Source organism: Azospirillum formosense (assembly GCF_040500525.1).
Taxonomy (GTDB): domain Bacteria; phylum Pseudomonadota; class Alphaproteobacteria; order Azospirillales; family Azospirillaceae; genus Azospirillum; species Azospirillum formosense_A.
Genome location: NZ_CP159402.1, coordinates 2,399,671 through 2,421,891 on the forward strand (window position 1 = coordinate 2,399,671; position 22,221 = coordinate 2,421,891).

The 22,221-nt window shown below is 71.0% G+C and carries 18 protein-coding genes and 1 tRNA gene; 10 read left to right on the plus strand and 9 right to left on the minus strand.

The window, feature by feature from the left end; all coding sequences use genetic code 11:
• Positions 1-52 precede the first annotated feature (52 nt).
• From ABVN73_RS11490 to secA, 3 genes are all read right to left on the minus strand, one after another.
• Positions 53-1,585 carry a DEAD/DEAH box helicase gene (locus tag ABVN73_RS11490; protein WP_353858107.1) on the minus strand — a complete coding sequence of 511 codons (1,533 nt, stop codon included), beginning with the start codon at positions 1,583-1,585 and terminating at the stop codon, positions 53-55.
• Positions 1,586-1,838: 253 nt separating this feature from the next.
• Positions 1,839-2,285 (minus strand): large conductance mechanosensitive channel protein MscL, encoded by a 447-nt coding sequence (mscL, locus tag ABVN73_RS11495; RefSeq protein WP_353858108.1) that lies wholly within the window; start codon positions 2,283-2,285, stop codon positions 1,839-1,841.
• A gap of 135 nt (positions 2,286-2,420) precedes the next feature.
• On the minus strand, positions 2,421-5,171 hold the full coding sequence (secA, locus tag ABVN73_RS11500; protein WP_353858109.1) for a preprotein translocase subunit SecA: 2,751 nt from the start codon (positions 5,169-5,171) through the stop codon (positions 2,421-2,423).
• A 417-nt stretch (positions 5,172-5,588) separates the two neighbouring features.
• Between secA and ABVN73_RS11505 the strand changes: the two genes are divergently transcribed.
• The 9 genes from ABVN73_RS11505 to ABVN73_RS11545 all read left to right on the plus strand — a co-directional run bounded on the left by ABVN73_RS11505 (position 5,589) and on the right by ABVN73_RS11545 (position 14,445).
• Complete coding sequence (locus tag ABVN73_RS11505) at positions 5,589-6,539, plus strand: peptidylprolyl isomerase (protein WP_353858110.1); 951 nt, start codon at positions 5,589-5,591, stop codon at positions 6,537-6,539.
• A 190-nt stretch (positions 6,540-6,729) separates the two neighbouring features.
• Complete coding sequence (argJ, locus tag ABVN73_RS11510) at positions 6,730-7,968, plus strand: bifunctional glutamate N-acetyltransferase/amino-acid acetyltransferase ArgJ (RefSeq protein ID WP_353858111.1); 1,239 nt, start codon at positions 6,730-6,732, stop codon at positions 7,966-7,968.
• 16 nt (positions 7,969-7,984) lie between these two features.
• Positions 7,985-8,518: a GNAT family N-acetyltransferase gene (locus ABVN73_RS11515; RefSeq protein ID WP_353858112.1), complete on the plus strand. Its 534-nt coding sequence runs from the start codon at positions 7,985-7,987 to the stop codon at positions 8,516-8,518.
• On the plus strand, positions 8,518-8,961 hold the full coding sequence (locus tag ABVN73_RS11520) for a (deoxy)nucleoside triphosphate pyrophosphohydrolase (protein ID WP_137103614.1): 444 nt from the start codon (positions 8,518-8,520) through the stop codon (positions 8,959-8,961). Before ABVN73_RS11515 ends, ABVN73_RS11520 begins: the two co-directional genes overlap by 1 nt.
• A 208-nt stretch (positions 8,962-9,169) precedes the next feature.
• Positions 9,170-11,098, plus strand: coding sequence for a DNA helicase RecQ (gene recQ, locus ABVN73_RS11525; protein ID WP_353858113.1), 1,929 nt, complete (start codon positions 9,170-9,172; stop codon positions 11,096-11,098).
• Between the two features lie 81 nt (positions 11,099-11,179).
• Positions 11,180-11,254, plus strand: a tRNA-Thr gene (locus tag ABVN73_RS11530).
• 83 nt (positions 11,255-11,337) lie between these two features.
• Positions 11,338-12,900 carry a glycosyltransferase gene (locus tag ABVN73_RS11535; protein WP_353858114.1) on the plus strand — a complete coding sequence of 521 codons (1,563 nt, stop codon included), beginning with the start codon at positions 11,338-11,340 and terminating at the stop codon, positions 12,898-12,900.
• Positions 12,901-13,070: 170 nt separating this feature from the next.
• On the plus strand, positions 13,071-13,484 hold the full coding sequence (locus ABVN73_RS11540) for a hypothetical protein (RefSeq protein ID WP_114861952.1): 414 nt from the start codon (positions 13,071-13,073) through the stop codon (positions 13,482-13,484).
• A gap of 46 nt (positions 13,485-13,530) precedes the next feature.
• Entirely contained in the window at positions 13,531-14,445 is a 915-nt protein-coding gene (locus ABVN73_RS11545; protein WP_353858115.1) for a DMT family transporter, read from the plus strand.
• A gap of 4 nt (positions 14,446-14,449) precedes the next feature.
• Here ABVN73_RS11545 and ABVN73_RS11550 read toward each other — a convergent pair whose 3' ends face one another.
• The 3 genes from ABVN73_RS11550 to ABVN73_RS11560 form a co-directional block, all read right to left on the minus strand.
• Complete coding sequence (locus ABVN73_RS11550; RefSeq protein ID WP_137139408.1) at positions 14,450-15,733, minus strand: TRAP transporter large permease; 1,284 nt, start codon at positions 15,731-15,733, stop codon at positions 14,450-14,452.
• Positions 15,733-16,242, minus strand: coding sequence for a TRAP transporter small permease (locus ABVN73_RS11555; protein ID WP_247895749.1), 510 nt, complete (start codon positions 16,240-16,242; stop codon positions 15,733-15,735). The genes ABVN73_RS11550 and ABVN73_RS11555 overlap by 1 nt, the downstream gene beginning before the upstream one ends.
• Before the next feature lie 101 nt (positions 16,243-16,343).
• Positions 16,344-17,381 carry a DctP family TRAP transporter solute-binding subunit gene (locus tag ABVN73_RS11560; RefSeq protein ID WP_353858116.1) on the minus strand — a complete coding sequence of 346 codons (1,038 nt, stop codon included), beginning with the start codon at positions 17,379-17,381 and terminating at the stop codon, positions 16,344-16,346.
• A gap of 203 nt (positions 17,382-17,584) precedes the next feature.
• Between ABVN73_RS11560 and ABVN73_RS11565 the strand changes: the two genes are divergently transcribed.
• The gene (locus ABVN73_RS11565; protein WP_353858117.1) at positions 17,585-18,202 is read left to right on the plus strand and encodes an OmpA family protein; all 618 of its coding nucleotides are present in this window, start codon (positions 17,585-17,587) and stop codon (positions 18,200-18,202) included.
• 15 nt (positions 18,203-18,217) lie between these two features.
• On the opposite strand, the gene tagF is transcribed toward ABVN73_RS11565, so the two are convergent.
• The 3 genes from tagF to icmH are packed head-to-tail and all read right to left on the minus strand — an operon-like array spanning position 18,218 to position 22,207.
• Positions 18,218-18,862 carry a type VI secretion system-associated protein TagF gene (gene tagF / locus ABVN73_RS11570; RefSeq protein ID WP_014239131.1) on the minus strand — a complete coding sequence of 215 codons (645 nt, stop codon included), beginning with the start codon at positions 18,860-18,862 and terminating at the stop codon, positions 18,218-18,220.
• Positions 18,862-20,853 (minus strand): type VI secretion system membrane subunit TssM, encoded by a 1,992-nt coding sequence (tssM, locus tag ABVN73_RS11575; RefSeq protein ID WP_353858118.1) that lies wholly within the window; start codon positions 20,851-20,853, stop codon positions 18,862-18,864. The genes tagF and tssM overlap by 1 nt, the downstream gene beginning before the upstream one ends.
• Before the next feature lie 10 nt (positions 20,854-20,863).
• Positions 20,864-22,207, minus strand: a complete 1,344-nt coding sequence (icmH, locus tag ABVN73_RS11580; RefSeq protein WP_353858119.1) for a type IVB secretion system protein IcmH/DotU — start codon at positions 22,205-22,207, stop codon at positions 20,864-20,866.
• Between the last annotated feature and the right edge of the window lie 14 nt (positions 22,208-22,221).

Consider the following 22,221-nt stretch of genomic DNA (forward strand, 5'->3'; position numbering starts at 1 on the left):
AAGGCGCGATCCCGAAGGACCGCGCCTTTTTCATGTCAGCGGCGAACCGCTGTTACCACTTGGACGCCCGGTGGACCGGCTTGCCGCCCTGGGAGTCGCGGCGGGCGTGACCGCCGTGCTCGTTGCGGGCGTGGTCGCTGCGGCCATGCTCGTTGCGGTTCATCGGACGGCCCTGCGGACGGCCACCCGGGCCGCCGTTCGGCTTGCCGCCCTCGGCGCCGCCGGCGTTGCGCACCCACGGCTTCTTGTTGTAGCCGCCGCCGTTGCCGCCACCCGGACGGCCCGAACGGCCCGCCGGACGGCCGCCGCCGCCGGTCTGGAACGGACGCTGCGGCTCCAGGCCCGGAACGACATGGATGTCGAGGCGGGTGCCGGTGTAGCGCTCGATCCGGAACAGGGCGTCGCGGTCGGCGCGGGCGGCGAAGGAGATCGCCACGCCCGAGGCGCCCGCACGGCCCGTGCGGCCGATGCGGTGGACATAGTCCTCCGCCGAGCGCGGCAGGTCGAAGTTGATGACGTGGGTGATGTCGCGCACGTCGATGCCGCGCGCCGCCACGTCGGTCGCCACCAGCAGGCGGACCTGCCCGGTGCGCAGGCGCTGGAGCGTGCGGTTGCGCTTGAACTGGTCCATGTCGCCGTGCAGGGCGGCGGCGGCGTGGCCGGCGTCGCTCAGCTCCTCGGCCAGCGCATCGGCGTCGCGCTTGGTGGCGGCGAAGATGATCGCCTTGCCGACCTCGGGCTGGTCCGCGAAGTGCTTCAGCAGGCGGCGCTTATGGTCCATGTCGTCGGCGTGGTGCAGGCGCTGCTCGACGTTCACCGAGGTGGTGGCGCTTTCCACGGCGACGCGCACCGGGTTGCGCAACAGGTTGCCGGCGAGCTGGGCCATGCGGCGGTCCAGCGTGGCGGTGAACAGCAGCGTCTGGCGGTTGTCCGGGCAGCACTTGGCGATGGTTTCCACATCGTCCAGGAAGCCCATGTCCAGCATGCGGTCCGCCTCGTCCAGGATCAGCACCTCGACGGCGCTGAGGTCGATGCGGTTGCGCGACACGTGGTCGAGCAGGCGGCCCGGCGTGGCCACCATCACGTCCACCGCGCGCGACAGCAGGCGCAGCTGGTCGCGGTAGGGCATGCCGCCAACCACGTCCACGATGTTGTACTTCATGAACTTGGCGTACTTGCGGGCGGCGTCGGTGACCTGCTTGGCCAGCTCGCGGGTCGGGGCCAGCACCAGCACGCGCGGGGCGGCGACGCCGAGGCGCGGCAGCTCGACGGTGCGGGTCAGCGCCGGCAGCATGAAGGCGGCGGTCTTGCCGGTGCCCGTCTCGGCGGTCGCCAGGATGTCGCGGCCTTCCAGGGCCGGCGGGATCGCCTCGGCCTGGACCGGGGTCGGGGTGTTGTACTCAAACGCCTCAAGCGCCTTCACGACCAGCGGGTGAACGCCCAGCCCGGCGAAAGCGTTGGGGGTGACGGTGTCGGTGGTGTCGGTCACGGTAGCGTCGGCGACGGCGGTCTCGGTGACAGAGGCCTCGGTGGCAACGGTCTCGACAACGAGGGCGTCGGCGGCGGTGATTTCGATGGACGACAAGTAGGGTAACCTTTCCTCAGGACCATGACGGCGCACGGCCGCCGCACCAGGATGGTGAGCGGTGGAACGCCGGCGTTTTCGCCGGGAGGAGGTCGGAAGAGGGAGAGGCGTCTGTCCGAAGCAACGGGTGGCCGGGTCCCAAGGAAGGCCGTCCCGCAATATCAAAGCGCGTCTCGCTCAAGAGACGCGCGAGCCTCCAGCGATCAAGACGCCTTACATAATGGGTTGCGCTGCACAATCCAAGAAGATTCTTTCACGCACCCGGTCGCGTCGTGTCCCCCGCGGCGGGTGCCTGCCGTGCGCGCAGCGCATCCCGGATCTCCTCCAGCAGAACCTCCTGGCGGGGCGGCGCCTTCGGCTTGGACTCGTGGAGGAAATGCAGGCGATTGACCTGCCGCACGATGAGGAACAGCGCCCCCGCGACGATGAAGAAGTTGATCAGGGCGTTGATGAAGCGGCCGTAGTTGATGGTCGCCGCCCCCGCCGCCTCCGCCGCGGCGAGGCTCTCGTAATGGCCGCCGGACAGGTTCAGGAAGTAGTTGGAGAAGTCGATCCCGCCCATGATCCAGCCGATGGGCGGCATCAGCATGTCCTTGACCAGCGAGTTGACGATGCCGGTGAAGGCCGCGCCGATGATGATTCCGACGGCCAGCTCCACAACGTTGCCGCGGCTGATGAAGGTCTTGAATTCCTGCAACATGGCTGCGCTCCCGCTTGTTGACGGGAAGAACGCCACAGCCCAGCCGAAGTTTCCGGAACCGCAAAAGGAAAGGGGCCGGACCCTGCGGCCCGGCCCCCTCCCGAACGTCCCCGGCGGCGTTCGTCGCGGCGGCGCTTACGCCACCTTGCCGTGGCAGTGCTTGTACTTCTGGCCCGAGCCGCAGGGGCAGGGCGCGTTGCGCGGCGTGTTCGCCCAGGCGTTGGGGTCGGCCCCCGGCACCACCGAGGCGGCGGCCTCGCGGCGGACCATGCCGGCGGGCAGCGGCGCGTCCGCCGGCGGATAGCCCTGGGCGGCCCCGGCTCCCGCTTCCGCCATTGCCAGGGCCGGGTCGTCGCGGCCCTCGTGCATCTCCTGCGGCGGACGGGCGTACAGCTCCTCCGGCTGCGGGGCCATGCGGATCTCGACATGCATCAGCACGGCGGTCACCTGCTCACGCAGGGTCGTCAGCATGGTCTCGAACAGCTCGAAGGCTTCGCGCTTGTACTCGTTCAGCGGGTCCTTCTGGGCATAGGCGCGCAGGCTGATGCCCTGGCGCAGATGGTCGAGCTGGAGCAGGTGATCCTTCCATTCCTGGTCGAGGATCTGCAGCAGCAGGCTCTTCTCCACGTGGCGCATGGTGTCAGCGCCGTAATTCTCCACCTTCTCCGCGTATTTGCGGTCGGCGGCCTCGCGGACGCGCTCCTCGATCTCCGGCTCGGCGATGCCCTCCTCCTTGGCCCAGTCGGCCACCGGCAGGTCCATGCCCAGGAGACGGTTCACCTCCTCGTGAAGGCCGGCGATGTCCCAGGCCTCGGAGTAGGAGTTCGGCGGGATCGCCTTGTTGACCATGTTGGAAATGACCTGATGGCGCATCTCCTGGACGGTCTCGGCGATGTCCTCGGTGTCCATGATCTCGCGGCGCTGCTCATAGACGACCTTGCGCTGGTCGTTCATGACGTTGTCGAACTTGAGCAGGTTCTTGCGGACCTCGAAATGATGGGCCTCGACCTTGGTCTGGGCCTTCTCCAGCGCCTTGTTGATCCAGGGGTGGATGATCGCCTCCCCCTCCTTCAGGCCCAGGCGCTGCAGCATGGCGTCCATGCGCTCAGACCCGAAGATGCGCATCAGGTCGTCGTCCAGCGACAGGAAGAACTTCGAGGCGCCCGGATCGCCCTGACGGCCCGAACGGCCGCGCAGCTGGTTGTCGATGCGCCGGCTCTCGTGCCGCTCCGTGCCGACGACGTAGAGGCCGCCGGCCTGCTTGACCAGCTCGCGCGCCTCGGCCACCTCGGCCTCGATCTGCTTGACCTTGGCGTCGCGCTCCGGCCCCTCGGGCAGGTTGGCCAGCTCCATCTGGATGCGCATCTCGACGTTGCCGCCGAGCTGGATGTCGGTGCCGCGGCCGGCCATGTTGGTGGCGACCGTGACGGCGCCCGGACGGCCCGCCTGGGCGACGATGTAGGCTTCCTGCTCGTGGTGACGGGCGTTCAGCACGTTGTGCGGGATGCCGCGCTTCTTCAGCAGCTCGGCGATCAGCTCGGACTTCTCGATGGAGGTGGTGCCGACCAGCACCGGCTGCTGGCGCTTGCGGGCGTCCTCGATCAGGTCGATGATCGCGTCGTACTTCTCCGACGCCTTGCGGTAGACCTCGTCGTCCATGTCCTTGCGCTGGACCGGCACGTTGGTCGGCATGTCCACGACCTCGAGGCCGTAGATCTCCGCGAACTCCGCCGCCTCGGTCATCGCCGTGCCGGTCATGCCGGCCAGCTTCGGGTAGATGCGGAAGTAGTTCTGGAAGGTGATGGAGGCGAGCGTCTGGTTCTCGCGCTGGATCGTCACCTTCTCCTTGGCCTCCAGCGCCTGGTGCAGGCCTTCCGAATAACGGCGGCCCTCCATCATGCGGCCGGTGAACTCGTCGATGATGATAACCTTGTCGTCCTTGACGATGTAGTCCTTGTCGCGCTGGAACAGCGTGTAGGCGCGCAGCGCCTGCTGGGCGTGGTGGACCAGCGCCACGTTCTGGATGTCGTAGAGGCCGCCCGACTTCAGCAGCCCGGCCTCGGCCAGCAGCTGCTCCATGTGCTCCTGCCCGGCCTCGGACAGGCTGACCGTGCGGTTCTTCTCGTCCATCTCATAGTCGTCCCGCGTCAGCTGCGGGATCAGGCGGTCGACCTGGATGTACATGTCCGACGAGTCGGTCGACGGGCCGGAGATGATCAGCGGGGTGCGCGCCTCGTCGATCAGGATCGAGTCGACCTCGTCGACGATGGCGAAGTTGAAGGGCCGCTGGACCATGTCCTCCAGGCGGAACTTCATGTTGTCGCGCAGATAGTCGAAGCCGAACTCGTTGTTCGTGCCGTAGGTGATGTCGGCGGCGTAGGCGGCGCGGCGCTCCTCGTCGTCCAGCCCGTGCACGATGCAGCCGGTGGTCAGGCCGAGGAAGCCGTAGATGCGGCCCATCCAGGCGCTGTCGCGCGAGGCCAGATAGTCGTTCACGGTGACGACGTGGACGCCCTTGCCTTCCAGCGCGTTCAGGTAGACGGCCAGTGTGGCGACCAGCGTCTTGCCCTCGCCGGTGCGCATCTCGGTGATCTTGCCCTGGTGCAGGACCATGCCGCCCATCAACTGCACGTCGTAGTGCCGCTGCCCCAGCACGCGCTTGCCCGCCTCGCGCACGGTGGCGAAGGCGTCGGGCAGGATGGCGTCGAGCGTCTCGCCCTGCGACAGCCGGCCGCGCAGCCAGTCGGTGCGGGCGCGCAGGGCGTCGTCGGAAAGCGCCGCCAACTCCGGCTCCAGCGCGTTGATCTGCTGGACGGTTTTTTGCAGCGCCTTGACCGTGCGCGTGTTGGCGGTGCCGAAAATCTTGCGGGCGAGAGCACCGAACATGAAAACCTCGGGGGTGGAACGTCGTGAAGCCGGCTTTTTGACCGGTCTCACATAGGCCCGAAGCAAGTTTCTGTCAACGAGACCCGCCCCTTTGCCCGGCCCTTTCAGGCGTGCGTCGCGGGGGTGCCGGCCCTGCACGACGCGTGGACCGGCGTGTGGCGCGCCCTGGAAGCACCACCGTTCCGCCGCCATATCGCCTTGAACACGGTCGAAGCAAGGGGCCGGAGGAAGGCGGCATGGCCGCGCATCACGACCGCTTGCCCCGCGCCGCGAACCCATGCTTAATCCCCCGCGGATTCGGGCGCGGGGCCGGATCGTCCGCACAACCACCGCCAATCAACGGCCGCCACCAATCATAAGACGTTCTGTCATGCCCTTGACCGTGACAAGACACATCCGCCGGAAGGAAAAGACTCCATGGTGAATCGAGTGTTCCGCGCCGCCCTGCTGTCGATGGCCGCCTGCGGCCTCGCGCTGGCCGCACACGCCCAGACTCCGGCTCCGGCTCCCGCGGCCACGCCCGCCCCCGCCGCGCAGGCCGCTCCCGCCCCGGCGGACGCCGACCCGGTGGTGGCCCGCGTCAACGGCGAGGCGGTCCACCGCTCCGACGTCCAGCGCATGGTCGCCCAGCTTCCCCCGCAGGTGCAGCAGATGCCGCTGGAGATGATCTACCCGGCGGTGATCGAGCAGCTCGTGAACTCCAAGCTGGTGGCCGAGGCCGGCTACAAGGCCAACCTCGCCGGCACGCCGGAGGTCAAGGACGAGATCAAGCGCGCCGAGGAGCGCGCGGTGCAGCGCGCCTACATCCAGAAGGAAGTGCAGTCGCGCATCACCCCGGCCAAGCTGGACGAGGCCTATCAGGCTTTCCTGAAGCAGAACCCGGCCCAGGAAGAGGTCAAGGCCAGCCACATCCTCGTCGAGAAGGAGGACGAGGCCAAGGCGATCATCGCCCAGCTCAACAAGGGCGGCGACTTCGCCAAGCTCGCCAAGGAGAAGTCGAAGGACCCGGTGGCCGCCGAGCAGGGCGGCGACCTCGGCTACTTCACCAAGGACACGATGGTCGAGCCCTTCGCCGACGCCGCCTTCGCCATGAAGAAGGGCGAGGTGAGCAAGGAGCCGGTGAAGACGCAGTTCGGCTGGCACATCATCAAGGTCGAGGACAAGCGCACCCAGCCGCAGCCGACCCTGGACGAGGTCAAGCCGCAGCTCGAGCAGCAGCTCAGCAAGGACATCGTGACCAACGTCGTCGACGACCTGCGCAAGGTCGCCAAGGTCGAGACCTTCCAGCTCGACGGCTCGCCGATGCCGAAGGAGGAGCCGGCCACGGACGCCCCGGCCCCGAAGGCCGAAGAGCCGAAGAAGAACTAAGCTCCGGCAGCGGTTGCCCCCACCCTTCCCACGGCTGACGCCGCGGGCCCCTTCCCTCCCCCGCTTTCGCAGGGGAGGGAGATTGATCCCCTCCCCCGCCCAGCGGGGGAGGGTCAGGGAGGGGGCAAGCGCCTTGCATCCCAATCACTGTCCACCCCCCCCGCTCCACCAGCCCCACGAGCCCGTCCCCATGGCCACGACCGTCTCCCCCTTGGCACCCGCCGGCTTCCCGACGCTCCCGCCCGTGGCGGGCGTGCGCATCGCCACCGCCAACAGCGGCATCCGATACAAGGGCCGTGACGACCTGATGCTGGCCGTGCTCGACGCGGGCACGACGGTGGCCGGCGTGCTGACCAAGTCGCTGACCTGCTCGGCCCCGGTGATCTGGTGCCGCGACAGCCTGCCCCGCGGCTCGGCCCGCGCGGTCGTGGTCAACGCCGGCAACGCCAACGCCTTCACCGGCAAGGCCGGCGACGCCACCGTCCAGGCGACGGTCGAGGCCGCGGCGAAGATCGCCGGCTGCGCCACCGACGAGGTCTACGTCGCCTCCACCGGCGTGATCGGCATCCCGCTGGCCGCCGACGCCATCGCCAAGGTGCTGCCGGGCATGGTCCCGGCGCTGAAGGACGACTCGGCGGCGCTGGAGGCCGGCGCGCGGGCCATCATGACCACCGACACCTTCGCCAAGGGCTCGACCCGTCAGGTCGCCATCGGCGGGACGACGGTGACGATCAGCGGCTTCGCCAAGGGCTCCGGCATGATCGCCCCGGACATGGCGACCATGCTCGGCTTCCTCTTCACCGACGCGGCCATCGCCGCCCCGGCGCTGCAGTCCATGCTGTCGGAGTTCACCGAGCGCAGCTTCAACGCCATCACGGTGGACGGCGACACCTCGACCAGCGACACGCTGCTGCTGTTCGCCACCGGCAAGGCCGGCAACGCCCCGGTGACCGACGCCCAGGCGCCGGAGCTGGCCGCGTTCCGCAAGGCGCTGGAGGAGGTGATGCTCGACCTCGCGCTGCAGATCGTGCGCGACGGCGAGGGGGCGACCAAGTTCGTCTCGATCACGCTGGTCGGCGCCGAGAGCGACGCGGCCGCCAAGCGCATCGCGCTCACCGTCGCCAACTCCCCGCTGGTCAAGACCGCGCTGGCCGGCGAGGACGCCAACTGGGGCCGCATCGTCGCCGCCATCGGGCGGGCCGGCGAGCGGGCCGACCGCGACCTCATCAAGATCACCATCGGCGGCACGCTGATCTGCGCCGAGGGCATGGAGGTTCCGGGCTACGACGAGGCGCCGGTCGCCGCCCACATGAAGGGCCAGGAGATCGACGTCCACATCGACCTGGGCATCGGCACCGGCAAGGCCCGCGTCTGGACCTGCGACCTGACCCACGGCTACATCGACATCAACGGCTCCTACCGGAGCTGAGACCGGCCCTGACGTCATGACCGGCGCGCCCCTGCCCGACCGCCTCGACACGGCGCGGCTGACGCTCCGCCCCTTCCGCCTGGAGGATGTGGAGCGTTTCGCGCCGCTGATCGGGGATTGGGAGGTGGCGCGCTGGCTCGCCCGCGTGCCCCATCCCTACGGCCCGAAGGACGGACGCGCCTGGGTCGCCCTGGCCGCCCGAAACCGGGCGGAGCGCGCGTCGCTCGATCTGCTGGCGATCCGCAAAGACGACGGGCAGCCGGTGGGCGGCATCGGGGTGATCCTGGCGGACGGCGAGGTCGGCTATTGGCTCGGCCGGCCGCACCAAGGGATCGGCTATGGCACGGAGATGCTGCGGTCCGTCGTCCCCGCCGCCTTCGCGCTGGGCCTGCCCCGCCTGTGGGCGCGGATCGCTCCGGACAACCACCGCTCCCGCCGTCTGCTGGAGACGGTCGGCTTCACGCCGCAGGGCGCCACCGACCACGACGATGGCGACCATTATGAACTGACCGCCGGACGCTGGCGGTTCCTCACCCCGGAGACCGCCTGATGCCGGCCTGCTTCGATCCCTCCTCTACCCCGGCCCCCGGTTCCCTGCCGACCCTGCTGGTCGTCGCGGTGGCCCTGGTGGACGCCGACGGCCGCGTCCTGCTGGCCCAGCGCCCGCCCGGCAAGTCGCTGGCCGGGCTGTGGGAATTCCCCGGCGGCAAGGTCGACGCCGGCGAGACCCCGGAGGCCGCCCTGGTCCGCGAACTGAAGGAGGAGCTGGGCATCGACACGGCGGCGAGCTGCCTCGCCCCCTTCACCTTCGCCTCGCACAGCTACGAGAAATTCCACCTGCTAATGCCGCTGTTCGTCTGCCGCGTCTGGGAGGGCGACGTGACGGCGCGGGAGGGGCAAAAGCTCGCCTGGGTCTACCCGAACCGCATGGGCGACTACCCCATGCCCCCCGCCGACGTGCCGCTGGTGGCGATGCTGCGCGACCTGCTGTAGCCGGCCGAAGAACGCCACGGTTTTTCCCGCATCGCGCGATGCGCCACCCTTGTCCCCACGCTCTTTCCGGATTGCGACTTCACGAATCGGGTGATCTGTGCCACATCATAGCCGTTGGGTTCGCGATCGCATCCCGACCACCGGATTCTGACCCGAACACCAGATTTTAAATCGTCCAGAGACGGACCCGCATCTGAACCGCATCGGCGTGGACTCGCTCTTCAACTTCAAGACCCCTTCGGCGGAGCCGGCCCAGGACCCTGACGGCAACCCCGCCCTGGAGGTGCTGCGCTCGGTCTTCGGCTATTCCGCCTTCCGCGGGCAGCAGGCCGACATCATCGCCCACGTCATCCGTGGCGGCGACGCGCTCGTCCTCATGCCCACCGGCGGCGGCAAGTCGCTGTGCTACCAGGTGCCGGCGCTGGTGCGCGACGGCGTGACGGTGGTGGTCTCGCCGCTGATCGCGCTGATGCGGGACCAGGTGACGGCGCTGCGCGAGCTGGGCGTGCGGGCGGCCTTCCTGAACTCCTCCCTCGACGCCGCCGAGGCGCGCGAAGTGGAGCGGGCCATGGTCCGCGGCGAGATCGACCTCGTCTATGTGGCGCCGGAACGTCTGGTCACCCCGCGCTTCCTCGACCTGCTGGACCGCACCAAGCTCGCCCTCTTCGCGCTGGACGAGGCGCATTGCGTCAGCCAGTGGGGGCATGATTTCCGGCCCGAGTATCTCCAGCTCTCCATCCTGCACGAGCGGCACCCGACCGTGCCGCGCGTCGCGCTGACCGCCACGGCGGACGCGCAGACCCGCGCGGAGATCAAGGACAAGCTGGGGCTGACCGAGGCCCGCGTCTTCCTGTCCAGCTTCGACCGCCCCAACATCACCTACCGCGTCGTCCCGAAGAAGAGCGAGCGCCAGCAGATGCTGGCCTTCCTGCGGGAGAACCACCCCGAGGACGCCGGCATCATCTACTGCATGTCGCGGGCGAAGGTCGAGGACACCGCCAACTGGCTGAACCAGCAGGGGCGGGAGGCGCTGCCCTACCACGCTGGCCTGCCGCCGGAGGTGCGCGAGGCGAACCAGGACCTGTTCATCAAGGGCGAGGGCATCGTCATGGTGGCGACGGTGGCCTTCGGCATGGGCATCGACAAGCCGAACGTGCGCTTCGTCTGCCATCTCGACCCGCCCAAGAGCCTGGAAGCCTACTACCAGGAGACCGGCCGCGCCGGGCGCGACGGCCTGCCCGCCGACGCCTGGATGAGCTACGGCATGGCCGACGTGGTCGGCCTGCGCCAGATGCTGGAGCAGTCGGAGGCCGGCGATTCCCACCGCCGCGTCGAGCGCTCCAAGCTGGAGGCGCTGCTCGGCTTCTGCGAGACCTCGGCCTGCCGCCGCAAGGTGCTGCTGAACTACTTCGGCGAGACGCTGGAGGCGCCTTGCGGGAACTGCGACACCTGCCTGGAGCCGGTGGAGACCTGGGACGGCACCGTCGCCGCGCAGAAGGCCCTGTCGGCGGTCTACCGCACCGGCCAGCGCTACGGCGCCGGTCACCTGATCGACGTGCTGCTGGGCAACGCCACGGAGAAGGTGGCGCAGCAGGCCCACGACGCGCTGAAGACCTTCGGCTGCGGCAAGGAGCTGTCCAAGGCGGAGTGGCAGTCGGTCTACCGCCAGCTCGTCGCCGCCGGCTATCTGACGGTCGACCTGGAGGGCTATGGCGGCTTTCGACTGACCGATGCGGGCATCCCGGTCATCAAGGGCCAGCAGACGGTCAAGCTGCGCAAGGACCCGGTGGTGGAGAAGCGCCGTGGCGTCCATGACGCGCTGCGCCGCCACGTCTCCCGCGGCGGTTCCTCCTCTTCCGGCGGCCTGTCGGGAGAGGGCGTGTCGCGGGCCGGTGCGCGCGGCGCCCTGTCGCCCGCCGACGACGCGCTGTGGCACGCGCTGAAGGACTGCCGCACCGAACTGGCCCGCGCGCAGGGGGTGCCGCCCTATGTGATCTTCCACGACAGCACGCTGCTGGAGATGGTCGCGACGCGCCCGATGGACCGCGCCGCCTTCGCCCGCCTGCCCGGCGTCGGCGCCCGCAAACTGGAGCGTTATGCCGACCCCTTTTTGGACGTCATCCGCCAGAAAGGATAATTTTATCCATCTCCCAAAAAAGCGCTTGCACCGGTCCGCCCCCCCGGTTAATTTCCGCGCCCACGACGCACCGACGTCGACGCCGCAGTAGCTCAGGGGTAGAGCAACTGATTCGTAATCAGTAGGTCCGGGGTTCAAATCCCTGCTGCGGCACCACTCTAAGGCCCTGGAAGGTAACGCCTTCCGGGGCCTTTCCATATGTGGCATGACTCATCGCGCCGCTTTCCGCAGCAAGGCCGATGTCCCAATCTCCCTTCCTCGCCGACCTCGCCGCAGCACTGCGCCGGCCCGTGACGAGCGGGCGGGACCTGAAGGCCATCGAGACGCTCTGCGCGGCCTTTCTCGACCGCCCCAGGGCCGAGCGGGCACGGGCGGCGCGGGAGTTGCCCCGGCTGGCGCGGGGGGCCGACACGGTCCTGCTGCTGTCGGCCATGGCCGCCGTCTCGGGCGATCTGCGCTATTACGACGAGCTGCTCGACGCGGTCGAGGGCAACGTCGCGCAGTCCGGGCTGGAGGGGCTGCTGCACATCCACGCCGGCATCGGGCGCCAGATGTTCCTGATGCGCATGGACCCGGCAAGCCGCCCCGGCTTCTTCGAGGAGCGGCAATTCCCCTTCTACCGCCGCATCCTCGACGAGATCCGCCGCCGTCAGGCCATCGTCCCGCCCGCCCGCCGGGCCGGGGGAGTGGACACCGGGCGGGTTGTTCTGGTGACCAACCAGTTCCTGTCGCTGCGCCACCAGCCGTCGCGCGACCTGCTGTCCTACGCCGCCCTGCTGGAGGACCGCTGCGGGAAGGAGGTGGCGATCCTCAACACCAACATCATGCCGGCGGAGGTGCACAGCCTGTTCGTGCCCTCCTTCGCGGCGTCGGTGGAGCCCGCCTTCTCCGGTGAGCAGAGGATCGAGGCGGACGGGCGCACCTTCCGGATGCTGTCCTCGGTGGAGCCCTGCGTCAGCCCCGGGAAGATCGCCTGGTTCCTGGAGGCCATCGCGGCCTTCGATCCCGACGCGGTGCTGTCGCTCGGCGGGTCCTGCGTCGTCGCCGACCTGATGGCCGGGACGCGCCCCACCCTGTGCATTCCGACCACCAGCGGGGCCACCCCGTCGCTGGCCGACATCGTGCTGGATTTCGGCGGCGGAAGCGCCCCCGTCCACGGCCCGCTGGCCCGCTCCTGGCGGCCCTTCCGCTTCCTGCATTCGCTGGCCGGGGCCACGCCGAGGAACGATGGGTCGCGCGCCGCCTTCGGGCTCGATGAGGGCGCCTTCGTCTGCGCCGTCGTCGGCAACCGGCTGGACGATGAGGCGGACGGCGCCTTCCTCGCCATGCTGGAGGCGCTGTTCGACCGCGCGCCGCGCGCCGTCGCCGTCTTCGCCGGGTACGCCAACGCCCTGCCCCGGCGGCTGGCCGCGTCACGCCATGCAGCACGGCTGCGGTGCCTGGGCTATGTGTCGGACATGGGCGCCCTGCTGACGGTCTGCGACGCCTATGTGAATCCTCGGCGGACGGGCGGGGGCGCCAGCGCCGCCGAGGCCCTGGCCGCCGGAGCGGTGCCGCTGTCGCTTCCCGGCGGCGACGTCGCCAGCGTCGTCGGTCCGCGCTTCGTCCACCCCGATTACGACGCCTTCGTCGAGCGGCTGGCCGCCCTGGCCGTCGACCCCGCCGCCCTGGCCGCCGCCGCCGCGGAGGCCCGCGTCCAAGGGTCGCGGCGCAGCGGGCCGGAGGAGGCCGCCGCCGCCCTGTCGCGCCATCTCGACGAGGCGGCGGCGCTGTTCCGCAGCCGGCGTCCGTCGGAGGCGTGATCCGGGGCGAAGTGATCCGGGCCGCCGCCGTCAACCGCTTTATCGCACAGGCCGAGCAAACTCCCGGCTTGCTTTGGCGCCGGTGCCTTTCCAATATTCCGCGCTCCCCGACCGGGCGTCCGCTGGGCCGCCACGGCGGGTGTCTTATTTTCTGCAACGAGGACCTTTTCATGCGCGCCTTCGACGGCCAGCATTCCGACAACGTCGCCATCAAGCGCACGCGGGAGCAGAAGCAGCTTCAGCTCCAGCAGTTGAAGGAGCAGCTCGCCACCCTGAAGTCCCACGCGGCCCCGGCGATCCGTGAAGCGCTGGTGAAGCGCATCGCCGAGCTGGAGGTGGAGATGCGCCAGCCGCCGAAGCCGCCGCGCGAAGGCCGCGGCGATGGTCCCCGTGGCGAGGGGCGCGGCCCACGTGGCGACGGTCCTCGCGGCGATGGTCCCCGCGGTGACCGCCCGCGCCGCGAGGGGTTCTCCCGCAGCGAGAGCTTCCGGTCGGACGGCCCGCGCGGTGACGGCCCCCGTGGCGAGGGTTCCCGCGGCGACGGCCCCCTGTCGCCCTTCGCCTCCCCGCGCCGCCGCGGCTGAGCCGCGGACCCCGCCTTGATGCGTCCAGACCGATGAGCCGCCAGCCGTGAGCGACAACGCCACCCCCGCCCGCCGCCGCCTGTTCGATCAGGCTTGGCTCCTGATGATGTTGCCGCCGCTGTTCTGGTCCAGCAACGCCGTCCTGGGCCGCGCGGTGTCGGGCGAGGTGCCGCCGGTCGGGCTGGCCTTCTGGCGCTGGACGCTGGGGATGCTGCTGGTGCTGCCCTTCGCGTGGCGGCACCTGCGGCACGACGCGCGGGCGCTGGCCAAGCAGTGGCCGGTCGTGCTGCTGCTGTCGGCGCTGGGCATCGCCGTCTTCAACACCTTCCTCTATGTGGGTCTGCACACCACCACGGCGCTGAACGCGGTGATGATGCAGTCCTCCATGCCGGTGCTGATCGTGCTGATGAGCCTGGCCCTGTTCGGCGACCGCGTGACCCCGCTGCAGGGGGTGGGCATCGCCGTGTCGCTGGCCGGCGCCCTGACGCTGATCGCGCGGGGCGACCCGGCGGTGCTGATCGGGCTGCAGCTTGCCGCCGGGGATTTGTGGGTGCTGGCGGCGGTGCTCGGCTACGCCGCCTACACCGCCCTGCTGCGCCGCCGCCCGGCGGTGCACGGACTCAGCTTCATCGCCGTCACCTTCGCGGGCGGGGCGGCGATGCTGCTGCCCTTCTATCTGTGGGAAAGCGTCGGCGGGAACCCCATGCCGGTCACCCCGACGGCGTTGGGGGCGGTCGCCTATGTGGCGCTGTTCCCCTCGATCGCCGCCTATCTCTGCTTCAACCGCGCCGTGGCGCTGGTCGGCGCCAACACGGCGGGGATGTGCATCCATCTGATGCCGGTGTTTGGGAGCGTCCTCGCCATCCTGTTCCTGGGCGAGCAGCCCCACCTCTACCACGCCGCCGGCATCGGCCTGATCGCGGCGGGCATCCTGCTGGCCACCCGCCGCGCCAAGACCTGAAGGGTTACAGGTAGCCGAGCTTCCGGGGCAGCCAGAGCGCCAGCTCCGGAACGAAGGTCACCAGCACCAGCGCGCCGAGCATCGCCGCGACCATCCACAGCACCCAGCGCACCGTCGATTCCATGCTGATGCCGGCCACCCGCGTGGTCACCATCAGGTTCACCGCCATGGGCGGGGTGAACTGGCCGATGGCGAGGTTCATGGTCAGCATCACGCCGAACCACACCGGGTCCCAGTGGAAGGCGGTCATGATCGGGGTCAGCAGCGGCAGCAGGATCAGGAAGATCGACACCGCGTCCAGCACCATACCCAGCGCCAGCAGCGCCACGTTCAGCAGGAGCAGGACGAGAACCTCGCTGCCCACCCCGTCGATCGCCAGGGCGGCGACCCGGTCGAAGGCGCCCATCGTGCTGCCGGCCCAGGCGAAGACGCTGGACAGCGCGATGATGAGCAGAACCACGGCGGACATCTCCGCCGCCTCGGCCAGCACCTCGTACAGCTCGCGCCAGGTCAGGCTGCGATAGACGAAGACGCCGACGGCCAGACCATAGAAGACGGCGACCACCGCCGCCTCGGTCGGGGTGAAGGCGCCGGTGCGCAGCCCGCCCAGGATGATGACCGGGGCAAGCAATCCCCAGATCGCCTGCCGCAGGCTGCGCCAGAAGGGCGGGCGCGGCCCGGCGTCCTTCAGGCCGAAGCCGTGCTTGCGCGACAGCCAGATCGTCGGCGCCAGCAGCGACAGGCCGGCCAGGATGCCGGGGATCAGCCCCGCCGCGAACAGCGCCGGCACCGACGCCTGGGGCACCAGGACGCTGTAGATGATGAAGGCGACCGAAGGCGGGATCAGGATGGCCGTCGCCGCCGCCGCCGCGATCACGCTGGCCGAGAAGGCCTTGGGATAGCCGGCCTTGTGCATGGACGGGATCATCACCGTGGCGACCGCCGCCGCGTCGGCCGGTCCGGAGCCGGAGATGCCGCCCATCACCATGCAGACCAGAATCGCCACCACGGCCAGCCCGCCGTTCTTCGCCCCGACGATGGAGGAGGCGAAGGTGACGAGCTGCTTGGCGACGCCCGCCCGCTCGAAGATCAGGCCGGCCAGGATGAAGACCGGGATGGCCAGCAGCGGGTATTTGGCGATGCCGGCATAGACGTTGGTCGGAACCGACAGGATGCCGAGCTGCGCGTCGAGGATCGCCAGCGATCCCGCCAGCCCCAAGGCCACCGCCAGCGGCGCGCCGATCACCAGAAGCAGCAGGAAGCCGCCGAACAGAATCGTCAACGCCATCAGGCGGTCCCCTTCGCCGTGCGGATCAGGCGCCCGATGACGCGCAGGGCGACCACCGCCGACAGCAGCGGAAGCCAGACCGTGTAGAGCCATTGCGGGTTGCCCAGGCCGGGCGAGGTTTCCTCGAACCGCCACTGGTCGTAGGTCAGGCGCCCGCCGTACCAGACGAGCAGGCCGAACATGGCGAGCGCCGCCGTCCAGGCCACCAGCTCCGTCACCCGGCGCACGGGCGGCGGCAGCTTGTCGGCGAGGAAGGTGATGCGGATGTGCCGGTCGGCGGCGGCGGCGACGGCGGACCCGAACAGCGTCATGACCACCAGCAGGAAGATCGAATATTCCTCGGTGAAGGCCAGGGACACGTCGGTCAGGTAGCGCGTCACGACGTTGGCGAAGGTGACGAGGCAGAGGGCGGCCATGGACAGGGCGGCCAGCGAACGCTCCAGCGTCACCGGCACCCGCGTCTTGGGCTGCTCCGTCGCCATGCCGGCTTCCAGCAGATCATTGTTCATCGGAATGGTCTCAGCAAAGGCGGGAGCCGGCCCCCTCCCCAACCCTCTCCCCGCCTTCGGCGAGGGAGGGGCTTAGGGAGGGGGAACGGCAAGCGGCAGACTTACTTCCGGTTGGCGACCGAGGTCTCGGCGGCCTTCACGAGGTCGGGGCCGATGGTCTTGGCCCACTTGTCGTAGACGGCGCGCGTGGCGGTCTGGAACGCCTTCTGCTGCTCGGGCGTGAGCTGCACAACCTCCACGCCCTGGGCGGCGATGTCCTTGAGCAGGCTGTCGTCCTGGGCGGTGATGCCCTTGCGGGCGATGGCGACCTCCTCCGCGGCGGCCTGGACGGCGGCGGCGCGCACCGCCTCCTGGTCCTCCTTGGACCAGCTGTTCCAGACCTCCTTGTTGACCACGAAGATCAGCGGATCGGCGACGTAGCCCCACAGCGTCAGGTGCTTCTGGCCCAGCGTCGGCAACTTGCCGGCGACGAAGACGCCGACCGGGTTCTCCTGACCGTCGACGGCGCCGGTGGACAGGGCGGGCTGCGCGTCGGCCCAGCTCATCTGCGTCGGGTTGGCGCCCAGGGCGGTGAAGGTGTCGAGGTAGAGCGGCGAGCCGACGACGCGGATCTTCAGGCCCTTCAGGTCCTCCGGCTTGCGGATGGCGTGCTTGGAGTTGGAGATCTCGCGGAAGCCGTTCTCGCCCCAGGCCAGCGGCACCACGTCCTTGGTGGCGAGCAGGTCGAACAGCTGCTTGCCGACCGGACCCTGGGTCAGCGCGTCCATGGCCTTGTGGTCGGGCATCAGGAAGGGCAGCGAGAAGAGGTTCAGCTCCTTCACCTGCGGCGACCAGTTGATGGTGGAGCCCACCGCCATGTCGATCACGCCCTGGCGCAGAGCGGTGAACTCCTTGGTCTGGTCGCCGTTCACCAGGGCGGAGCCGGGATACATCTTCACATTGATGCGCCCGTTGGTCTTCTCCTTGACCAGCTCGGCCCAGCGGTCGCCGCCGATGCCCCAGGGGAACGGCTTGCCCAGCACGGTGGACAGCTTGTATTCGGCCTTGTAGTCCGCCGCCGCCGCGCCGTTGGCGACCACGCCCGGCAGAACCATGGCGGCCAGCGCCAGACCGGCGAACAGGGCCTTCATCGACTTCATTCTTGTTTCCTCCCGCATACCGCAAACGAAAGATCGGACCGGGATCGTACAGAGGCACGCACGTCTGTTCCACGCGGAATTTGACGGCGCGCCCCCAAGCCTGGGACAATGCGGGCATGCAAACGCGGATGTTCCCAACAATCGGTCTCCTGGTGCTCGGGCTTTTGGGGGGCGGGCTTTTGGGAAGCGGGCCGGCCGTTCCCATGGGCGCGGCCCTGGCGCAATCGGCGGCGCCCGCCGCCCCGCTCGGCCCCAACCCCAGCGAGTGCGAGATCCAGGCCGCCCTGTTCGGCGCCGCCGGACCCGGCTGCCCGCCCATCGTCATGAAGCGCCCGCCGCCGCCGCCCGTCGCGGCGGCACCACCCCCAGCCCCCGCATCAGCCCCCGCACCGGCGTCCGCACCGGCGCCCGCCCCGGTGGCGGTGCCCGCCCTGCCGGGGACGCCGCCGGACCCGCCCGTCGCGGCGCTGAAGGCCGGGCTGCGCGCCGCCTTCCGGATCGGCTTCGATTTCAACTCGGCGCGCATCCGCCCGGAATCGCGGGCGGTGCTCGACCGCATCGGCGCGGTGATGACGGCGCCGGACGCGGCGACCGCCCGCTTCCGCATCGTCGGCCACACCGACGCGGTGGGCGGCGACGCCGCCAACCGGGCGCTCTCGCAACGCCGGGCCGACGCCGTGGCGGATTATCTGGCGGAGCAGCACGGCGTGCGCCGCGACCGGCTGGACACCGCCGGGATGGGCGCGCGGGAGCCGCTGCTGCCCAAACAGCCGAAGGCCGCGGAGAACCGGCGGGTGGAGATCGTCAATCTGGGAGGGTGAGCTTTCCCCCGCTCCCTACCCGTCCAGATCGTCCCAGCCCCGCCGCTCCCAGGCGCCGTCGATGAAGGCGGCGGCGCGCGACGAGCGCGGCAGGCCGCAGCAGGTCAGCACCGAGGGCGGAACCCGCCCGCCGCCGCGGCTCCACCACAGGCTGGCGCGGGGCGGCAGCGGGCCGACGCGCTCCTCGACCACGGTGGCGACGGTGGGATCGGCGCCGTTGGGCTCCGGGCGCCCCAGGATCGCCATGCGGGCGGGCAGCGCGTCCACGTCGGCCCCGGCGCGGCAGGCGTCGGCGGCGATGGACTCCGCGCGGGTGAACCAGTGCAGGCAGGCCACCGGCACGACCGCGAGGTCGGTGCCGTAGGGCAGCGTGCCGACGATGGTGAAGGGGTACTGCCGACCCACCCGGTCGGCGCTGGGCATCATGATGCCGGCCAGCGGCGGTTCCCCGCACAGGCCGGGCGACAGGGCGAAGCGCCAGACCGGGGCCGACTGGAACAGCCGCTCCCAGGGCGAGCCGAGCTGGCGCACCGCCGCGTCCAGAACCTCCGTCAGCCAGGCGTCCCAGGGAAGCAGCACGCCGCGCGGCAGGCCGTAGCCGACGAAATCGCCGCGCGCCGGAACCTTGCCATGGAAGCCCACCGCGAAACCGGGGCTCATCAGCCGGCCCCGCCATTGTTGGGAACGCGCGGCGTGGGCGCGGCCGGCTGGCCCAGCACGTCGAGGACGCGCGACACCAGCGCCTCGTCCGGCGGCACCGGGGCGAAGCCGGCCTCGACCAGCGCCGCCAGATGGTCGCCGAGCGCCCGGCGCTCCGCCTCATGGGCGGCGCCGGGAAGCGTGCGCTGCCAGTCGGCGGCCAGCCATTCGGCCAACACCGCCGGGTCCAGCGGCTCCCGCCCGCCGATCATGGCGTAGGCGCGCAGGCTCTGCCGCAGCAGGTCGGGCCGCGCCCAGCCGGTGCGCAACTGCTCCTCCAGCCGCAGCACGATGCGCGACAGGAACACGCTGCGCAGCGCCCGCCGGTAGACATCCTCGGCGGGCAGACCGACGCGCTCCCCCTGCGACAGGCCGAAGCCGAGCAGGGACGCCCGCCGCTCCGCCCGCCCGGTCCAGCCGGCGGGAAGCGCGCGCAGCGCGTCGAGCGCCGGCAGGACGGCCAGGAAGTCGGAATCCTCCACCCGCGTCAGCGAGCGCGGCGGGGTGTCGAGGGCGCGCAGCCGCTCCTCCGCCACCGCCACGGCGGCCTCCGCCCGCGCCAGCAGCGCCTCGTTGGCGCGGTGGCTGCTCAGCCCGGCCAGCCCGAGCAGCAGGCCCGCCGCCGCCGTGCCGCCCAGCGCCCAGACGTGGCGCCGCCGCCGCGCCCGCTCCAGCGCGTGGTCCACCCCGACCATGTTGGCCTCGGGGAAGACCACCTCGGGCAGCAGCCGCTCCAGGAAGAAGGTCTGGGCCGGCGATTCCGCGGAGGCGCCGGGCTGGGTGGCGCTGGTCAGGTAGATGCCGCGCAGCAGCGGCACCGCCTCGTCCGCCTCGGCGGTGAAGGCGGTGTCGACGAGGTCGGCCAAAGCCGCCTCGAAGGCCGCCATGCGCAGCGGGAAGGCGAAGGCGTCGCCGCGCCGCTGGATGTCCGGCTCCTGGTGCAGCCGTTCGGGAAGCCGCTCCTCCAGCCGGCGCAGCAGCGCCGCGTACTGCGCGTGGAAGCTGGCCAGCGGGCCGGGCGGCGCGTCCTCCACCGGGAAGGTGATGCCCCAGATCTGGGCGCGCTCCGCCCGGTCCAGCGGGTCGAAATAGGTGGTGAAGCCGTCCACGAGGTCGGCCTTGGTGCACAGCAGGTAGACCGGCACGCGGATGCCCAGATGGGCGCGCAGCTCGCCCAGCCGCTGGCGGATGGTGATGGCGTGGTTGCGCCGCTCCGCGTCGCTCCAGGAGGCGAGGTCGGTCAGGCTGATGGTCAGCAGAACGCCGTTCACCGGCTGGCGCGGGCGGTGCTCCTTCAGCAGGTCGAGCAGGCCGGACCAGACGCGCCCGTCGATGGCGCGGCGGCTGTCCTGTGTGGTGTAGCGGCCCGCCGTGTCGATCAGCACCGCCTCGTCGGTGAACCACCAGTCGCAGTTGCGGGTGCCGCCCAGATTCTGCACCGGCATGCCGTCCAGTCCGCCGCCCAGCGCCGCGCCCAGCCGGGCGTTGGCCAGCGCCGTCGTCTTGCCCGAGCCGGGGGCGCCGATCACCAGATACCAGGGAAGCTGGTAGAGATACTGGCCGCCCCAGCGCGCGCCGAAGCGCTGCGTCTTCAGCCGGTCGATCACCGCGTCCAGCCGCTCGCGCACCGTGCCCAGCTCGTCCAGCGAGGCCTTCAGCTCGGGATCGCGGGACGCCGCCAGCGCCTCGACGAAGCGGGCGTTGGCCGCGCTCTGCCGGCCGTCCTCGCGCCGGTTCAGCCCGTACCACAGGCCGAGCAGGGCCAGCACCGGCAACAGGCGGGCGAGGCCGCCGAAGCCGAACAGCGGCATCACCGCCCAGCCGAGCAGCCCGACCGACAGGGCGACCGCGAGCGTGGTCCACCAGCGCAGGCGCGGCGCCATCGCCGGATCGGCGCGGCGGACTCTGCCCTGGGACGTCTTGGAGCGGGGGTGCGGAGACGGATCGCTCATGGACCGCGGCCTATTCGGGGTAGAGCCGGACATCGACGCGCCGGTTGGCGCCCCGGTTGGCCGGCGTGGTGTTGGGGGCCAGCGGTTCGCGCTCGCCCCGCCCTTCGGCGGTCAGGCGCTCGGCGCCCAGCGTGCGCTCCAGGATCTTCAGCACCGCCACCGCCCGCGCCTCGGTCAGCGCCTCCGGCGTCGGCAGCCCGCCGCCGCGCGGCGTCTGGTCGTCGGTGTGGGCGACCACCACGACCCGCCCGGCCTCCGGCCCGAGCGCCTGCCCGACGCGGTCGACCACGGCGCGGTAGCGGGCGCGGATCGCGTCGCTGCCGGTGGCGAACATGCCCGCCCCCTCGATGCGGATGACCAGCGCCCCGTCGTCGCCGGCCAACACCGCCACGGCGCCGGAGCGGATCTCCGGCTGGAGCAGGGCGGTGACCCGGACGGCCAGCGCCGGACCCGCGCTGGGCGGCGGCGGCGGGACGGCGCGGACCAGCTCCAGCGGCCGGTCGGGGAGCAGCGCGCCCAGCCGGGCCACCACCGCGTCCGCCCGGCCGCCCAGCGAGGCCGACAGGGTCAGGAACAGCCCGCCGAGCAGAGTCGCCACCGCCACCGCGGCCAACCAGGGCGGCAGCACATGCCCCAGCGGGCGGAAGCGTTCGGCGACGCCGCGCCATTGCGGCGACAACGCGCGCTCCCGCTCGCCGCGCAGGCGGCGCAGCACGCGGAACAGCTCGTCCCGCAGGTGGGCGAGGTCGTGGGCGCCGCGCGGCTTGTCGCGGAACTTGCCCTCGAAGCCCAGCGACAGGCAGGCGTAGAACAGCTCCAGCTCCAGCCGGTGCAGGCGCGGGTCGCTCAGCATGGTGTCGAGCAGGTCGAAGAAGCGGTCCGGCCCGCCGGCGCCGGGATCGACCACCGCCGCCAGCCCCTCGCGCGCCCAGCGGCAGCGCGCCCCCCAGGGGGTGGCCCGCACCACATCGTCCAGCATGGTGCACAGGGCGAAGCGGGCGACGCGCACCTCCTCCGGCGGGACGCCGATGGCGGCGGTCTCCTCCTCGAAGCGACGGACCTCGGCGAGGATGACCTCGCGCAGTCCCTCCGGATTCTCGTGCCCCGAGCGTTCGCGCAGCGACCCGGCGAGGTCGAGCAGCGGCCCGGCGGCGGCCAGCAGCGGGTTCAGCGCGCCGCGCAGCCGCGCCGGCTGGTCCGGCGGCGCCTCCGCCTTCGGGCGGTCCTCCGGGGCCACGGCGGGCCCCGCCGCGAGGAAGGCCGGGAGCGCGCGCGGCCCGCCGCCGGACTCGTCGGAAAACCCCCCGCCGTCCCGCAGGCCCGCCCCGCCGCCGAAGCGTCCGTCCGATTCCATGCCCCCGCCGCCGC

Coding starts and splice junctions, on each gene's coding strand:
- mscL (WP_353858108.1), bottom strand. CDS start 2,285: ATGTTGCAGGAATTCAAGACCTTCATCAGCCGCGGCAACGTTGTGGAG.
- secA (WP_353858109.1), bottom strand. CDS start 5,171: ATGTTCGGTGCTCTCGCCCGCAAGATTTTCGGCACCGCCAACACGCGC.
- ABVN73_RS11505 (WP_353858110.1), top strand. CDS start 5,589: ATGGTGAATCGAGTGTTCCGCGCCGCCCTGCTGTCGATGGCCGCCTGC.
- argJ (WP_353858111.1), top strand. CDS start 6,730: ATGGCCACGACCGTCTCCCCCTTGGCACCCGCCGGCTTCCCGACGCTC.
- ABVN73_RS11515 (WP_353858112.1), top strand. CDS start 7,985: ATGACCGGCGCGCCCCTGCCCGACCGCCTCGACACGGCGCGGCTGACG.
- ABVN73_RS11520 (WP_137103614.1), top strand. CDS start 8,518: ATGCCGGCCTGCTTCGATCCCTCCTCTACCCCGGCCCCCGGTTCCCTG.
- ABVN73_RS11535 (WP_353858114.1), top strand. CDS start 11,338: ATGTCCCAATCTCCCTTCCTCGCCGACCTCGCCGCAGCACTGCGCCGG.
- ABVN73_RS11540 (WP_114861952.1), top strand. CDS start 13,071: ATGCGCGCCTTCGACGGCCAGCATTCCGACAACGTCGCCATCAAGCGC.
- ABVN73_RS11550 (WP_137139408.1), bottom strand. CDS start 15,733: ATGGCGTTGACGATTCTGTTCGGCGGCTTCCTGCTGCTTCTGGTGATC.
- ABVN73_RS11555 (WP_247895749.1), bottom strand. CDS start 16,242: ATGAACAATGATCTGCTGGAAGCCGGCATGGCGACGGAGCAGCCCAAG.
- ABVN73_RS11560 (WP_353858116.1), bottom strand. CDS start 17,381: ATGAAGTCGATGAAGGCCCTGTTCGCCGGTCTGGCGCTGGCCGCCATG.
- ABVN73_RS11565 (WP_353858117.1), top strand. CDS start 17,585: ATGGGCGCGGCCCTGGCGCAATCGGCGGCGCCCGCCGCCCCGCTCGGC.
- tagF (WP_014239131.1), bottom strand. CDS start 18,862: ATGAGCCCCGGTTTCGCGGTGGGCTTCCATGGCAAGGTTCCGGCGCGC.
- tssM (WP_353858118.1), bottom strand. CDS start 20,853: ATGAGCGATCCGTCTCCGCACCCCCGCTCCAAGACGTCCCAGGGCAGA.
- icmH (WP_353858119.1), bottom strand. CDS start 22,207: ATGGAATCGGACGGACGCTTCGGCGGCGGGGCGGGCCTGCGGGACGGC.